This window comes from Curtobacterium sp. HSID17257 (assembly GCF_003989515.1).
In the GTDB taxonomy this organism is placed as follows: domain Bacteria; phylum Actinomycetota; class Actinomycetes; order Actinomycetales; family Microbacteriaceae; genus Curtobacterium.
Window position 1 is genome coordinate 1 of sequence record NZ_RBLU01000024.1, and the last position, 14,396, is coordinate 14,396.

The following is a 14,396-nucleotide window of genomic DNA, read 5'->3' on the forward strand; positions in this document are numbered from 1 at the left end:
CTCCAGCCCCGGCAGCGCGTGGAGCGCGTGCCAGTCGAGCAGGCCCTGCAGGTCGAACGGCGGACGGGCCGGGAGGTGCACGTGCAGCCAGCCGTCGTCGGCCGACGCCGGGCCGTCCGCCCGCCGGGCGCGGAGCTCGGAGGGGGTGAGGGCGAAGACCTCGCGGACGGTGTCGTTGAACTGCCGCACGCTCGAGAACCCGGACGCGAACGCCACGTCGGCCACCGGTAGGTCCGACGAGGTCAGCAGCGTCCGCGCGGTCTGCGCACGGTGCGCCCGGCTGAGGGCCTTCGGTCCGGCCCCGAGCTCCTCGGTCAGGATGCGGTTCAGCTGCCGCTCGGAGTAGCCGACGCGGGCGGCGAGGCCGGGCACCCCCTCGCGTTCGACGACGCCGTCGAGGACGAGGCGGACGGCGCGGCCGGCGACGTCCTCGCGGAGGTCCCACTCCGGGCTGCCCGGCGTCGCCTCGGGCAGACAGCGCTTGCAGGCGCGGAAGCCGGCGAGGTGCGCGGCGGCGCTGGTGCGGTAGAAGGTGACGCCCTCGGCGCGCGGGGTCCGGGCGGGGCAGCTCGGGCGGCAGTAGATGCCGGTGGAGTGCACGGCGGTGACGAACTGGCCGTCGAACCGCGCGTCGCGGGAGGCGACGGCGCGGTGACGCTCGGCGTGCAGCTCTGCGGGCTGCGCGTCGGGCTGCGGCTCCGTGTGCGGTGCGGGGATCGTCACGCCGTCAGCCTGGCACGCACCCCCGACGGTCGCTGGCGGGAATCGGACACGGCAGTGGGGGCGGCGGGGCCGGCCGGGAGGCGCGACTACCGTGGGCGCCGTGCCCTCCGTCGACCCCGTGGCCGGCCCCGGCGACCTGCCCTTCCGCACCGACGTCGAGGTCGCGATGCTGCTCGTCTCCCCGCGCCACCGGTACGAGGGGCGTCCGGCGGACGGTGCGCTGCCCGCCGAGGGTCCGGAGCTGCGCGACCGGATCGACCTCCGGGCGGGGCTCGGCATCGTGGGGGACCGCTACTTCGCCGCACGGGCGCACGTCCACGCCACCGTGACCGTGATCGGGCTCGAGGGACTCGACGCCGTGGGCGAAGCGGTGGGCGCTGCGATCGACCCCGCGGCGACCCGGCGGAACGTGTACCTGCGCGGCGCCGACGTCGAGGCGCTCCGGGGCGAGCCGTTCTCGCTCGAGAGCCCGGGCTCCGGCGGCCCGGTGCGCTTCCGGGGGTACCGGCCGGCGAACCCGTGCGCGTGGATGGACCACGAGGTGGCACCGGGTGCCTTCCGGGCGATGCGGGGACGCGGCGGGGTGCGCTGCGACCCGGAGTCCGACGGTGTGCTCGCCCTCGGCCCCGCGGTGCTCCGCACGGCACGGCCGGTCGCACTCTGACGGCGTCGGCCCCGTCCCGCCCGTTCCGCCCGTCCCGCGAAACGCAACGTGGGCGGCACCTCGCAGCGATGGAGCGCTGCGACGTACCGCCCAGGTTGTGTGGTGCGAGCGGGGTCAGGCGGTGAGTGCCTGCTCGATCGCGTCGACGAAGGCGGGCAGGTCGTCGGGGTTGCGCGACGTGATCAGGCCGCCGTCGACCTGGACCTCCTGGTCGACCCACTCGGCGCCGGCGTTGCGCACGTCGGTCTGCAGCGAGGGGAACGAGGTGATGGTCTTGCCCTGCAGCACACCGGCCTCGATGAGGGTCCACGGGCCGTGGCAGATCGCGGCGACGGGCTTGCCCGCCTCGGCGAAGGCCTTCACGAGTGCGACCGCGTCCGAGTCCTGGCGGATGGTGTCGGCGTTGATGGTGCCACCGGGGACGACCAGTGCGTCGTAGTCGCCTGCACCGCTGACACTGCCGATGGTGGTGTCGACGGACACCGACTTGCCCGGGTCCTTGTCGCCGACGAGGGTCTCGATCGAACCGGACTCCTGCGCCGCCACCGTGACGTCGGCACCGCGCTCGCGGAGCTGGTCGGTGGGGACGACGATCTCGTCCTGCTCCACGCCGTAGTTCGTCGCGATGACGAGGATCTTCTTGCCGTCGAGGGCTGCCATGGTCGCTCCTTCCGCTGCCGGGGGTCTCCCGGCGCGACGACCACGGTCGTCCGCTCGCCCTGGGGACGTTCGCAGTCCGGAGCCGACGTTCAGCCCCGGATGCGGAAAGCGGACCCTTCGCGGACGACCTCGATGCCGTCGTACCCCGCGATGCGCGGCAGGCCCTCGGTGACCGGTCCCTCGAGCGCCCCGACGACGACGGTCGTCGCCCCGGAGGCGACGGCGGCCTCGACACCGGCGGGAGCGTCCTCGAACGCCAGGCAGCGCTCGGCGGGCACCCCGAGCAGGGCGGCGCCGCGCAGGTAGCCCTCGGGGTGCGGCTTGCTCCGCTCGGCGTCCTCGGACGGCACGAGCGCCTCGGGCACGGGGACGCCCGCGGCGGTCATCCGCTCCACCGCGAGCGCCCGCGGAGCACTCGTGACGAGGGCGACGGGCACGCCGGCGTCGAGCAGGCGGCGCACGAACGCCGCCGCTCCCGGCACCTCGACGATGCCCTCGGTGTACCCGATCTCGGCGGCGATCATCGTCTCGACGATGGCCCGCTGCTCGTCCGGGGACAGGTGCGGCAGGAAGCGCTGCACGGTGTCGATCGTCTGGCGGCCGTGCGAGAAGCCGAGGATCTCGGCGGGATCGATGCCGTGCTCCGCCCCGAAGCGGCTCCAGGCGTCCTCGACCACGGCGGTCGAGTCGACGAGCGTCCCGTCCATGTCGAACAGCACCCCGGACACCACGACGTCGATCACGCGTCCGACCCTAGCCGCTACCGGTCACCCGATCGCCGCGAGTCTCGCGCTCAGCGACCGTTCTCGCGCCGATGCGCGCGAGAACGGTCGCCCAGCCCGAGTCTCGCGTCCCGACGGCCCGACGGCCCGACGGCCCGACGGCCCGCTACCGGTCGCGCACCCACCTCGTCAACAGCACGCCCCCGTCGCCGAGCAGCACGTGCGCGGGCCGCATGCGCCGCAGCTCCGGCGAGGACCCGGTCGCGATCCGGGGCCCCTCCCCGCCCTCGAGCGTCGGGTCGACCGTCAGCGTCAGCTCGTCCACCGCGTCGGCCGCCACGAGCGCCCCGAGGAACGACGGACCACCTTCGCAGTGGATGCGGTCGAGCCCACGCGACGCGAGCGCCGAGCGCACCGCACCGACGTCGACAGAAGCGGAGCCGCACTCCACCACGTCGGCGACGTCCGCGAGAGCCCGCCCCGACGAGGACGACGCCCCGGACCCGGACGTCAGCACGATCGGCCGCACCGGTGCCTCGGTGAACACCCGCGACCCCGCGTCCATCGACCCGGAGTTCGTGACGATCGCGAACACCGGGTGGTCGGACATCCCGTGCTCTCGGCGCCACGCCACGTCCTCGTCGTGCAGCACCATCGGCCCGTACTCCTCGTCGCGCACGGTGCCCGCGGCGACGAGCACCACGTCGGCGACCCGTCGGAGCAGGTCGAAGACCCGCAGGTCGTCGTCGCCGCCGAGCGAGGCGGTGCGACCCGACGCGGATGCCGAGCCGTCGAGCGTCGCGACGAAGTTCACCCGCAGCCAGGACCCCTCGGGCACGTCCGCGGTGTACAGGTCGAGCAGGTCGTCGTCGGACAGGTCCGCGATCGACGTCGGCAGGGAGGGGCTGTTCACGTGTTGTGCCTCGCTTCCACGGGTTCGCGCCAGCCGAGGACCGCCTCGACCATGCGCATGGCGTCGACGCTCTCGACGACGTCGTGCATGCGGACGATCCGGGCGCCGAGCATCGCGCTGACCGTGGCCGCGGCGAGCGATCCCGACAAGCGAGCACCGCGCGGACGTCCGAGGGACTCCCCCACGAAGTCCTTGTTCGACACCGCTGCGAGCACCGGGAACCCGAGCGCGACGACCTCGGGCAGACGTCGGGTGAGCTCGAGCGTGTGCACGGTGTTCTTGTTGAGGTCGTGCCCGGGGTCGACGATGATCCGCGACTCGGGGATGCCCGCGGCGAGCGCCCGGTCGACCCGTTCGCGCAGGAAGTCCACGACCGAGACGGTCACGTCGTCGTACGTCGGGGGCGTCGGCAGCTCCTGGCGCGGCGGTGCGGTCGAGTGTGTGATGACGATGGTCGCGTCGGAGTCGGCGACGACGGACGCCATCCGCGGGTCGGACAGTCCGGTGGTGTCGTTGACGACGCTGGCCCCGGCGGCGATCGTCGCCGCAGCGACCTCGGGCCGGAAGGTGTCGACCGAGATGACGACGTCGGACTGCTCGGCGAGCTGGGCCACGACCGGCAGCACCCGGTCGATCTCGTCGTCGGCGGACAGCTCCGGCCCCGGCGCGAACTTCACCCCGCCGATGTCGACCCAGTCGGCGCCCTGGTCGGCAGCGCGGACGGCGGCCTCGACAGCCCGGTCGAGCGCGAAGGTCGCGCCCTTGTCGTGGAACGAGTCGGGCGTGCGGTTCACGATCGCCATCACGGCGATGCGGCGGTCGAAGTCGAAGGTGCGACGCCCGATCGTGCGGACCGGGTCGCGCAGGTCCGGCACGACCCAGCCGGGTGCGGGTGGCACGGCCTGGAGGCCCGTGGTCGGCTGCTCGCTCGTCATGCGTCCGCCCCGTGGTCGGCACCGGCACCGGCACCGATGAGCGCGATCGCCTCGGCCCGCCCCGCCGCGTCGGCCAGGGAGCCGGTCGCCGCGACGGTCACCGTCGACGAGCCCGACTGCCGTTCGCCGCGGGCGGTCACGCACTGGTGCGTGGCGTCGAGCACGACGAGCACGCCGTCGGCGTCGAGCCCCTCGGTGACGGCTGCGGCGACCTGCTCGCCGAGCCGCTCCTGCAGCTGCGGCCGCGAGGCCACGGCGTCGAGCACACGGGACAGGGTCCCGAGCCCGATGAGCTGCTCCCCGGGCGCGTAGGCCAGGTGGGCGACCCCGATGAAGGGCAGCAGGTGGTGCTCGCACATCGAGCGGAAGCGGACGTCCCGCACGACCACGAGCTGCCCGCGCTCACCGTCCTCGGAGTGCACGGCGCCGGAGCGTGCGATCGCGGTGGCGTCGACCCCCATGCCGGCGAAGAACTCGGCGTACGAGTCCGCGACGCGTGCCGGGGTCCGTTCGAGCTCGGGGCGGTCGGGGTCGTCGCCGACGGCGAGGAGGAGCTCACGCACGGCGGCTTCGACCCGCGCGCGGTCCAGACGTTCGTTCACGCACTCATCCAACACCGTCGGATGGCCGCAGAACGCGGCCGCCTGCCGGACGCGCCGTACCCCGCGGTGGCGGGTCGCGCCTCCCGTTCGTCAGCACGGGCGTGCCAGGGCGACGCGCCGTGCTCCCAGCGTTCTGTAAACTCGTTCGGTGAGCGCCCAGCAGACCGACACCCCGCCCCGGAACCGCTTCGCATCCGGCCTCGACCGCTTCTTCTCGATCACGCAACGCGGATCGAGCATCCCCCGAGAGATCCGTGGTGGTCTCGTCTCCTTCGTGACGATGGCGTACATCGTCATCCTCAACCCGCTGATCCTCGGTGGGTTCAGCCAGGACCAGGCCCCGCAGGACGTCCTCGGTGGCTGGTTGCAGAACGCGCAGGTCGCCGCCGCGACCGGCCTCGTCGCCGGTGTGATGACGATCGCGATGGGCCTCGTCGCGAACCTGCCGTTCGGCATCGCCGCGGGCCTCGGGATCAACTCGTTCCTCGCCGTGAGCGTCGTGCACCAGGTCACCTGGGCCGAGGCGATGGGCCTCGTCGTCGTCAACGGCGTGGTGATCGTGATCCTGGCGCTGACCGGCATCCGGACGATGATCTTCACGGCCGTGCCCGCGCAGCTCAAGGCCGCGATCACCGTCGGCATCGGTCTGTTCATCGCGTTCATCGGCCTGGTCGACTCCGGGTTCGTCCGCACCACGAAGAACGCCTCGCCGCCGCTGCAGCTCGGTGAGGACGGCTCCGTCGCGGCCCTGCCGACGATCGTGTTCCTGATCGGCCTGGTCGTCATCGGGACGCTCATGGCCCGCAAGGTCAAGGGCGCGCTGCTCATCGGCATCGTCGGCACGACGATCGTCGCGATCATCCTGCAGGCGATCTTCACGGTCCCCACCTCGGTCGACTCCCCCACCGGCTGGAACCTCAACGCCCCCGGCCTGCCGAACGCCCTCTTCGCCCTGCCGGACCTGTCGCTCGTCGGGCACGCCGACGTCTTCGGTGCCTTCACCCGCATCGGCCCGGTCGCCGCGTCGATGCTCGTCTTCACCCTGGTCTTCACGAACTTCTTCGACGCGATGGGCACGATGACCGGTCTCGCGAAGGCCGCCGGTGTCGCGAAGCCCGACGGCACCTTCCCCCGCCTGAAGTCGGCGCTCGTCGTCGAGGGTGTCGGTGCCATCGCCGGTGGCGGTGCCTCGGTGTCGTCGAACACCGTCTTCATCGACTCCGCGTCGGGCATCGGCGAGGGCGCCCGCACGGGCATGGCCTCGGTCGTGACCGGTCTGCTGTTCCTGGCGTCGATGTTCCTCACGCCGCTCACCCAGGTCGTCCCGCTCGAGGTCGCTGCCGCCGGACTCGTCGTCGTCGGTGCCCTCATGGTCGCGCAGGTCGCGGACATCTCCTGGACGGATTTCGGCTCGGCACTGCCGGCGTTCCTGACGATCGTCGTGATGCCGCTGACCTACTCGATCGCGAACGGCATCGGCGCCGGCTTCATCAGCTGGGTGCTCATCAAGCTGCTGTCCGGCCGCGGCCGCGAGGTCTCGTGGCTCCTCTACGTCGTCGCCGCGGGCTTCCTGCTGTACTTCGCGCGCGGGCCGCTCGAGGCGCTGCTCGGCGTCGGGTAGCGCGTCCGCCGCTTTCCGCAAGACGCAACGTGGGCGGTTCTTCGCAGCGACATTCCGCTGCGAGGGGCCGCCCACGTTGCGTTTCGCGAGAGCGCGTCCGGCTCCTCCGGCCGGGAGGCGCTGGGTCAGTCCCGCAGGTCGGCCGGCTTGGCCTCGTGGCGGCGTCGGCCCGGGGTGCGCCGGTCCTCCTTCATGCTCGCCTCGTACAGGTGGCGCTTGCCGCCGACGAGCTGGTCGCGGGCGGTCTGCTCGAGCTCCTTGGCGAGGGCGTAGTAGTTGTCGTCGTAGTCCTCGACGATCTGGAACGTCCAGCGTCCGTCGATGACGTTGCGCCCGACCAGCTCGGTGTCGATCCGCTCGGCGAGTTCGGTGTGCCCGGCCTTCCGGAGCTGCTCGACGGCCTCGCCGAGGTTGAGGTCAGCGGTCCCCGTCAGCCGGTGGAACCCGTACAGCAGGCCACGCGCGTGCTCGAGCACCTCGAGCGCGGCCGACAGCGTGCCGAGGGCCTCGACCGTCGCCTCGGACACCCCCTCGGGCACCACGTGTGCGTCGTCCGGTCCCTGTCCGTCGGCTGCCTGGCCGTCTGCGTTGCGCTCGTCCGTCATGCTCCTCGTCTACCGGAGCGTTGCTCGGGTCGCTCCGAGCAAGTGCGGGACCGCTACTTCGTCGTTCGGGTGGTGCGGTCATGCTCGTGTTCGACCCGCTCGCGCACAACGAGAAGCACGTCGCGCCAGGAAACTCCGTGGCGCGACGTGCTTCCGGTGGTGCGGCGTGACGACGACCCCGCCGGGCTACGGCACCGGCACCGTCGGCCGCGTCGCAGGCGTGTCGGCGGCAGCCGTCCGCCGCTCCATGAGCCGCCACGACCCGCCGAGCAACGGCGACAGCGTGACGACCGTGTAGACCACCGCCACGATCCCGAACGTCCCCGTCACCCCGATGCCGTCCGCCGCGATGCCGCCGAAGAGTCCGCCGAGCGGGATGCCCGCCCACGACCCAGCGGACAGGAGCCCGAACACGCGGGCCCGCATGTGCGACGGGATGCGCTCGAGCTCGACGGCTCCGAGGATCGGGTTGAGCGCGCCCGCCGCGAAGCCGGACAGCACGCACGCGCCGAGCACCCACGGCAGCCCGAGACCGAGCGCCGGCACCACGAGCGACGGTCCCCCGGCCAGCACGAAGCACACCACGAACGTGATCCGTCGGGGTACCCGGTGCGCCACGTAGCCGAACGCGAGCGACCCGAGGAACGCCGCACCGCCGAAGGTCCCGCTGACGATCCCGAGCGACTGCGCGCCGTCGAGCACCCGGTCGGCGTAGAGCGGGAGCAGCGCAGTCGAGCGGGCCGCGTCGAGCAGGTTCGTCACGAGGACGAGCGCGATCACGAGCCGGAAGAGCGGGTCGCGCACGCAGAAGCGCAGGCCGGCGCCGAGGTCGCGCCAGTACCCGGCCGACGCCTCGGCTGGCACTGCGTCCGGTTCCGGGTGCACCGTCACGCCCCGCAGCGTGAGGGCAGCGAGCACCGCTGCCGCCCCGAACACGGCGGCGGTCACGGCCAGTGCGGGCAACGGCCCGACGGCGCCCACGAGCAGTCCCGCCGCGGGGGCGCCGAGCAGCACCGAGAAGCGGACCGACGCCTCGAAGTGCCCGACGGCGCGTTCGAGCGGGATCCCCGCCGCCGTCGCGAGTCCCGGCAGGAGCACCCGCCGGCCGGACTCCCCCGGGGTGTCGAACAGGCCGCCGAGGAACACGAGCACGAGCAGCGCCCAGGCCGGCAGCCCGACGGTCCACGCCAGGAGCGGGATCGCGACGAGCGTCGCGGCGCTGACCAGGTCGGACGCCACGCTCGACCGGACGAAGCCGAAGCGCTCGACGAGCACGCCGCCGAAGGCTCCGCCGAGCACGATCGGGACCGTCGCCGCGAAGGCCGCGATGCCGACGTCCGTCGCCGACCCGCCGCGCGAGAGCACCACGAACGGCACCGCGATCGTCGTCGCGACGTTGCCCGTCCGCGAGACGACCTGCACCGCGAGCAGGGACCGCAGCCGCCAGTGCGCGTTCACGGGCGCGCCGAGCGGTAGCTCTGGACGACCGCGGTGACCCGCTCGGAACCGTCGCCGGGTTCGTGCTCGGCGCTCCGCGCCTCCCACCGGTCGAGGACGCCCTGCAGCTCCGACCCGAGGGCACGGAGCTCGTCGACCGTCAGCCGGAGGGTCCGGTCGCCGCTGTTCGACGCCGCTACCCACTCGCGCCCGAAGGCCGGGACGTGGTCGAGGAACGCCGTGTACTCGTCGGCGTACGCCTGCGCGACGGTCCGGTCGAGCGCGGTGCCGGCGACCATCCGGTCGGGGTCGTCGAAGCCGTCCGCGAGGTCCCACGACGTGTGCTGCGCGACCGCCCGCCACCAGCGCTCCCGTCGGTCGGTGCCGAGCTCGGGTGCCGGCTCGATGAAGCCGGCGTCGGCCAGGCGCTTGCAGTGGTAGCTGATCGTCCCCGGCGCCTCGTCGACCTGGTCGCCGAGCATCGCCGCGGTCTGCGGGCCACCGGTCCGCAGCAGCCCGACGAGCCGCAGCCGGGTGGGGTGGGAGAGCGCGCGCATCTGCGCCGCGTCGTCGAGTCGCTGCACGTCCATGGCTCGACCATAGATGCACAAGACTTCTTGCGCAACGCCCCTTGCGCAATGGTCGTCGCGGATCGGCCGGGAGGCTCGCCCCACCGCCGCCGAGCAGGCTACGGTTCCGACATGGCCAGGTGGGTCGCGCTGCTGCGCGGGGTGAACGTCAACGGGATCACGATCCGGAACGCCGACCTGGCGTCGCTGTTCGCGGACCTCGGGTACGCCGACGTGCGGACGGTCCTCGCCTCGGGCAACGTCGTGTTCAGCGCGCCGGGCGACGGGGCGGACGTGAAGACCAGGATCGAGCAGGGCCTGCGGGACCGGTTCGGGTACGACGCCTGGATCGTCCTCGTGCCGCACGACCGCCTCGCCGCGGTCGTCGACACCTTCCCCTTCGACTCCGCTCCGGATCGTCACGACTACGTCGTCTTCGGTTCCGACGACACCGCACTCGCCGACCTGGTCGCCGACCTCGACACCGACGACGCCGTCGAGCGCGTGACCCGAGGGGACGGTGTCGTCTACTGGTCCTGCCCCAAGGGGTCGAGCACCGACACCGCGCTCGCGAAGCGGGCCGCCGCCGCACGCTTCAAGCGCTCGACGACGACCCGCAACACGAACACCCTGCGCAAGCTGCTCTGAGCTGCGCGAGGGGCGTCAGGACTGCGCCGGCTGCCCGTTGCTCGCGGTCGTCCCACCGTCGACCGGCAGCACCGCACCCGTGATGTAGGACGCCGCGTCGCTGGCCAGGAACAGCACCGCGGCGGCGACCTCCTCCGAACGCCCACCGCGACCGAGCGAGACGCGCTCCGCGAACTCGTGCTGGAGCTCCTCGTCCTCGGCCTGCTGCTGGGTCATGTCCGTCCAGATGAGCCCGGGCGCGACGGCGTTCACGCGGACGCCGAACTGCCCGTTGTCGAGCGCGGCGGCCTTCGTGAAGTTCGAGACCCCGCCCTTCGCGGCGTTGTACGGGCTCATCCGCCAGTCCGCGTCCATGCCCGACACGGACGACGTGTTCACGATCGACCCCGTCGTCTCCCGCAGGAACGGCAGCGCTGCCCGCGTGCCGTAGAACACGCTCGACAGGTCCGTCTCGATGACCCGGTGCCACTCGTCCGGCTCGATGTCGGTGATGTCACCCGAGGTGAACGTGCCGGCGTTGTTCACGAGCACGTCGATGCGGTCCCACCGGTCCACCGCGTCGGACACGATCGTCTCCCACGCGGCCGGGTCGGCCACGTCCGCCTGCAGCGCGACCGCACGGCCGGTCGGCAGGCTGTCGGCGACGGCACGGACCTTGTCCTCGACGCTGTCGACGAGCAGCACGTCCGCGCCCTCGTCGACGAACGCCCGCGCGGTCGCCTCACCGATGCCGGACCCGGCTCCGGTGACGATCGCGACCTTGCCCTCGAACCGCTTGCCCATGTGTGTCTCCTCTCGATGCACTGCTCGTGCCGCAGGAGACGCCGTCGGCCCGGGGGCACGGACGACCACGCTGCCCGCCTCCGGCTGGACGCGTGTGCAGGCGGAACAGGAGGAGGCGCGGCACGGGGCGGACCCGCACCGCGCCTCCGGGCCGGACCGTCAGGCGGTGGTCTCGTCCACGTCCAGCCCGCGGTCGAGCGAGATCATCGGGATCGACGCGGTGATGACGGACCCGTCCGCCCGGAGCGTCCCCTGGATGTCGCTCGTGGTCGGCGCGTGCCCGCTCATCCGCGGGCCGTGGTGGGCCAGCGGCACGACCGTCGGCGCCCCCGCGGTGACGTCCCACTGCTGGTTGTGCACCCACGCGGTGAAGCCGTCGCCGGTCTCCACCGTGAAGGTCATCGTGTCCTCTTCGAGGTCGATCCGGACGCGCGAGCCGTGCACCTGGATGCGGTAGGTCAGGCGCTCCCAGTCCTTCGGCAGCCGCGGGTTGAAGGTCATCCGGCCGCCGTGGTCGCGCATGCCGCCGAAGCCGTTCACGAGCGCACCCCAGATGCCGCCCGTCGACGCGATGTGCACGCCGTCCGCGGTGTTGCCGTGCAGGTCGGCGAGGTCGACGTAGAGCGCCGTCAGGAAGTACTGCGCCGCCAGGTCGTGGTACCCGACCTCCGCCGCCATGATCGACTGCACCACGGCGGACAGCGTCGAGTCCCCGGTCGTCAGGGCGTCGTAGTAGTCGAAGTCGCGACGCTTCTCGGCCGCCGTGAACTCGTGGCCCTGCAGGAACAGCGCGAGCACCACGTCGGCCTGCTTGAGCACCTGGAACCGGTAGATCACCAGCGGGTGGTAGTGCAGCAGCAGCGGTCGCTTCGACTCGGGGGTGTTCTCGAGGTCCCACAGTTCCTTGTCGAGGAACTGGGCGTCCTGCGGGTGGATGCCGCGGTGCGGGTCGAAGGGGATCTCCATCGACTCGGCGGCGTGCTCCCACTCGGTGACCTCGTCGTCGACCAGCCCGGTGCGGCGGACCATGCGGCCGTACTCCTCGGGGTCGTCGGTCGCGAGCTGCCGGCAGGCGTTCACCGCGAACCACAGGTTCGCCCGTGCCATCACGTTCGTGTAGAGGTTGTCGTCGACGACCGTCGTGTACTCGTCGGGACCGGTGACGCCGTCGATGTGGAACTTCTTGTCGCCGTTCGAGCGCCAGAACCCCAGGTCGGACCACAGGCGGGCGGTCTCGACCAGGATGTCGATGGCCCCGCGCTTCAGGAAGTCGGTGTCACCGGAGGCCCGCACGTACTGCATGAGCGCATGCGCGATGTCCGCGTCGATGTGGTACTGCGCGGTACCGGCCGCGTAGTACGCCGACGACTCCTCGCCGTTGATCGTCCGCCACGGGAAGAGGGCTCCGCGCTGGTTCAGCTCGCGCGCCCGCGACCGGGCGGCGTCGAGCATGTTGTAGCGGAAGCGCAGCGCGTTCCGCGCGACGATCGGCGCCGTGTACGACAGGAACGGCAGGACGTAGATCTCCATGTCCCAGAAGTAGTGACCGCCGTACCCGGAGCCCGTGACGCCCTTCGCCGCGATGCCGTGCCCGTCGGTGCGGGCGGTGGCCTGGGCGAGCATGAACAGGTTCCACCGGACCGCCTGCTGGATCGCGGGCTGCCCCGGGATCTCGACGTCGCTGCGCGTCCAGTAGTCGTCCATCCACGCGCGCTGCTTGGCGAAGGTCTCCTCGACCGTCTCGGCGCGAGCACGGTCGAGCGTCCGCTCGCAGCGGTCGGCGAGTTCCCGCGCCGGCACCCCGCGGGACGTGTGGTAGACCATGTGCTTCACGAGCCGGATCGGCACCCCGGCACGGGCCTGCACGCGGTAGACGTGCTTCGCGAGGTCGTCCTCGATCGACGACGCCTCGTCCCAGGAGTTCTCGGTCTCCAGGTGGTGCTCGACCCCGACGCAGATCGTCATGCCCGAGCTCGACGCCTGGTAGCCGAGGAGCGACCGGCCGCCTGTGCTGCGCTTGAGCTTCGGCTCGAGCACCCGCTCGGTGAACGCCTCGGCCTTGCGCGGGTCGAAGGCGTTCGCCGCGGCGCGCATGCCCGCGTGGTACTCGTCCTGCACGTCCTGCCGGTTGAGGATCTGGCTCGACAGCAGGATCGAGGCGTCCCCGTCGAGCACGGTGACCTCGTAGTCGATGACGGCCAGGTGCCGGTCGGTGAACGAGACCAGCCGGCGGGCCCGGATGAGCACCCGCTTGCCGGACGGCGTCGACCACTCGGTCTCGCGGTACAGGTACCCACCGCGGAACTCGAGCCGTCGGGTGTGCCGGAGGATGTCGGCCTCGGCCAGCACCAGCGGCTCGTCGTCGACGTACAACCGGATGACCTTGGCGTCGGGGGCGTTGATGATCGTCTGCCCGGTCTTGGCGAAGCCGAAGGCGTCCTCGGCGTGCCGGATCGGCCAGGTCTCGTGGAAGCCGTTGACGTACGTGCCGTACTGCACGCCGCCGCGGCCCTCGTCGAGGTTGCCGCGCAGGCCGAGGTAGCCGTTGCCGACCGCGAAGTTCGTCTCCGCGACGCCCTGCTCGTCCGGCGCGTACTCGGTCTCGACGAGTGCCCACTCGTCGACCGGGTAGCGGACGCGGTCGAGGGGGTCGGAGGTGATGGGGTTCATGGCGTGTGCTCCGTGGGAGGGAGGAGTCGTGCGGTGGTCGGACGGTCTGGCCACGCCGTCGGGGCCGTTCCGGGTGGGGGGACTAGCTGGTGCGCGGGGCCGGGAGCTGGTCGACGAGTTCGGCGAGGTCGCGCACGACCACGTCGGCCCCGTGCTCGCGCAGCGCGTCGGCACCGGCACCGCGGTCGACGCCGACGACGAGCCCGAAGGCGCCGTTCCGGCCGGCCTCGACCCCGCTCGTGGCGTCCTCGACGACGACGCACTCGGCCGGGGCGAGCCCGAAGCGTCCGGCGGCGTCGAGGTAGGTGTCCGGCGCGGGCTTGCCGGCCAGGCCGTCCTGGCGCGCGACGAGCCCGTCGACGACGACCGGGAAGTGGTCGAGGATGCCCGCCGTGCGCAGCACCTGCGTCGCGTTCGCCGAGCTCGACACGACGGCGACCTGCATGCCGGCGGCGATCGCGGCGACGAGGAACCGGAGCGAACCCGGGTACGGCTCGACGCCGTGCTCGGTCAGCTCGGCCGTGAACTCGGCGTTCTTCCGGTTGCCGAGCGCGCACACGGTGTCGCTGCCCGGGGCGTCGTCCGGCGAGCCCTGCGGGAGCTCGATGTCCCGGGACGTGAGCAGCGACCGCACGCCGTCGTAGCGCGGCTTGCCGTCGATGTGGTCGAAGTAGTCCTGCTCGCTGTACGGCGCGACACCGCGGTCCGCCAGGAACGGCGTGAACAGGCGACTCCACGCGCGCATGTGCACGTCGGCGGTGGGCGTCAGCACACCGTCCAGGTCGAACAGGAGTGCCCGCGTGTCGGCGAGTCGTGCGGGCGTGCGCCGGTCCGGCATCGTCAT

At 72.3% G+C, this 14,396-nt stretch carries 15 protein-coding genes; 3 read left to right on the forward strand and 12 right to left on the reverse strand.

Annotated features, from left to right (window positions below):
- On the reverse strand, positions 1–717 hold a 717-nt coding region (locus tag D8M35_RS06050; protein ID WP_238638117.1), incomplete at its 3' end, for a bifunctional transcriptional activator/DNA repair enzyme AdaA.
- A 106-nt stretch (positions 718–823) separates the two neighbouring features.
- Between D8M35_RS06050 and D8M35_RS06055 the strand changes: the two genes are divergently transcribed.
- Positions 824–1,387, forward strand: a complete 564-nt coding sequence (locus D8M35_RS06055) for a molybdenum cofactor biosysynthesis protein (protein ID WP_238638115.1) — start codon at positions 824–826, stop codon at positions 1,385–1,387.
- 114 nt (positions 1,388–1,501) lie between these two features.
- Here D8M35_RS06055 and D8M35_RS06060 read toward each other — a convergent pair whose 3' ends face one another.
- The 5 genes from D8M35_RS06060 to folE all read right to left on the reverse strand — a co-directional run bounded on the left by D8M35_RS06060 (position 1,502) and on the right by folE (position 5,219).
- Positions 1,502–2,047 carry a type 1 glutamine amidotransferase domain-containing protein gene (locus tag D8M35_RS06060; protein ID WP_058750492.1) on the reverse strand — a complete coding sequence of 182 codons (546 nt, stop codon included), beginning with the start codon at positions 2,045–2,047 and terminating at the stop codon, positions 1,502–1,504.
- A gap of 89 nt (positions 2,048–2,136) precedes the next feature.
- A complete protein-coding gene (locus D8M35_RS06065; RefSeq protein ID WP_126891027.1) occupies positions 2,137–2,790 on the reverse strand; it encodes an HAD-IA family hydrolase in 654 nt (217 codons plus the stop codon).
- A 145-nt stretch (positions 2,791–2,935) separates the two neighbouring features.
- A complete protein-coding gene (locus D8M35_RS06070) occupies positions 2,936–3,682 on the reverse strand; it encodes a pyrimidine reductase family protein (protein WP_126891028.1) in 747 nt (248 codons plus the stop codon).
- The gene (folP, locus tag D8M35_RS06075) at positions 3,679–4,617 is read right to left on the reverse strand and encodes a dihydropteroate synthase (RefSeq protein WP_126891029.1); all 939 of its coding nucleotides are present in this window, start codon (positions 4,615–4,617) and stop codon (positions 3,679–3,681) included. Before folP ends, D8M35_RS06070 begins: the two co-directional genes overlap by 4 nt.
- Positions 4,614–5,219, reverse strand: a complete 606-nt coding sequence (folE, locus tag D8M35_RS06080) for a GTP cyclohydrolase I (RefSeq protein WP_238638116.1) — start codon at positions 5,217–5,219, stop codon at positions 4,614–4,616. Before folE ends, folP begins: the two co-directional genes overlap by 4 nt.
- A 148-nt stretch (positions 5,220–5,367) precedes the next feature.
- On the opposite strand from folE, the gene D8M35_RS06085 reads away from it, so the two are divergent.
- Positions 5,368–6,840: an NCS2 family permease gene (locus D8M35_RS06085; RefSeq protein ID WP_126891030.1), complete on the forward strand. Its 1,473-nt coding sequence runs from the start codon at positions 5,368–5,370 to the stop codon at positions 6,838–6,840.
- Between the two features lie 125 nt (positions 6,841–6,965).
- On the opposite strand, the gene D8M35_RS06090 is transcribed toward D8M35_RS06085, so the two are convergent.
- The 3 genes from D8M35_RS06090 to D8M35_RS06100 all read right to left on the reverse strand — a co-directional run bounded on the left by D8M35_RS06090 (position 6,966) and on the right by D8M35_RS06100 (position 9,472).
- Positions 6,966–7,445 (reverse strand): hypothetical protein, encoded by a 480-nt coding sequence (locus D8M35_RS06090; RefSeq protein ID WP_126891031.1) that lies wholly within the window; start codon positions 7,443–7,445, stop codon positions 6,966–6,968.
- Between the two features lie 186 nt (positions 7,446–7,631).
- Complete coding sequence (locus D8M35_RS06095; RefSeq protein WP_126891032.1) at positions 7,632–8,903, reverse strand: MFS transporter; 1,272 nt, start codon at positions 8,901–8,903, stop codon at positions 7,632–7,634.
- Positions 8,900–9,472, reverse strand: a complete 573-nt coding sequence (locus D8M35_RS06100; RefSeq protein ID WP_126891033.1) for a transcriptional regulator — start codon at positions 9,470–9,472, stop codon at positions 8,900–8,902. Before D8M35_RS06100 ends, D8M35_RS06095 begins: the two co-directional genes overlap by 4 nt.
- Positions 9,473–9,583: 111 nt before the next feature.
- Between D8M35_RS06100 and D8M35_RS06105 the strand changes: the two genes are divergently transcribed.
- Positions 9,584–10,099, forward strand: a complete 516-nt coding sequence (locus tag D8M35_RS06105) for a DUF1697 domain-containing protein (protein WP_126891034.1) — start codon at positions 9,584–9,586, stop codon at positions 10,097–10,099.
- A 15-nt stretch (positions 10,100–10,114) separates the two neighbouring features.
- On the opposite strand, the gene D8M35_RS06110 is transcribed toward D8M35_RS06105, so the two are convergent.
- From D8M35_RS06110 to D8M35_RS06120, 3 genes are all read right to left on the reverse strand, one after another.
- Entirely contained in the window at positions 10,115–10,882 is a 768-nt protein-coding gene (locus D8M35_RS06110; protein ID WP_126891035.1) for an SDR family NAD(P)-dependent oxidoreductase, read from the reverse strand.
- Positions 10,883–11,041: 159 nt separating this feature from the next.
- A complete protein-coding gene (locus tag D8M35_RS06115) occupies positions 11,042–13,552 on the reverse strand; it encodes a glycoside hydrolase family 65 protein (protein WP_126891036.1) in 2,511 nt (836 codons plus the stop codon).
- Positions 13,553–13,634: 82 nt separating this feature from the next.
- Positions 13,635–14,396 (reverse strand): HAD family phosphatase, encoded by a 762-nt coding sequence (locus D8M35_RS06120; protein WP_126891037.1) that lies wholly within the window; start codon positions 14,394–14,396, stop codon positions 13,635–13,637.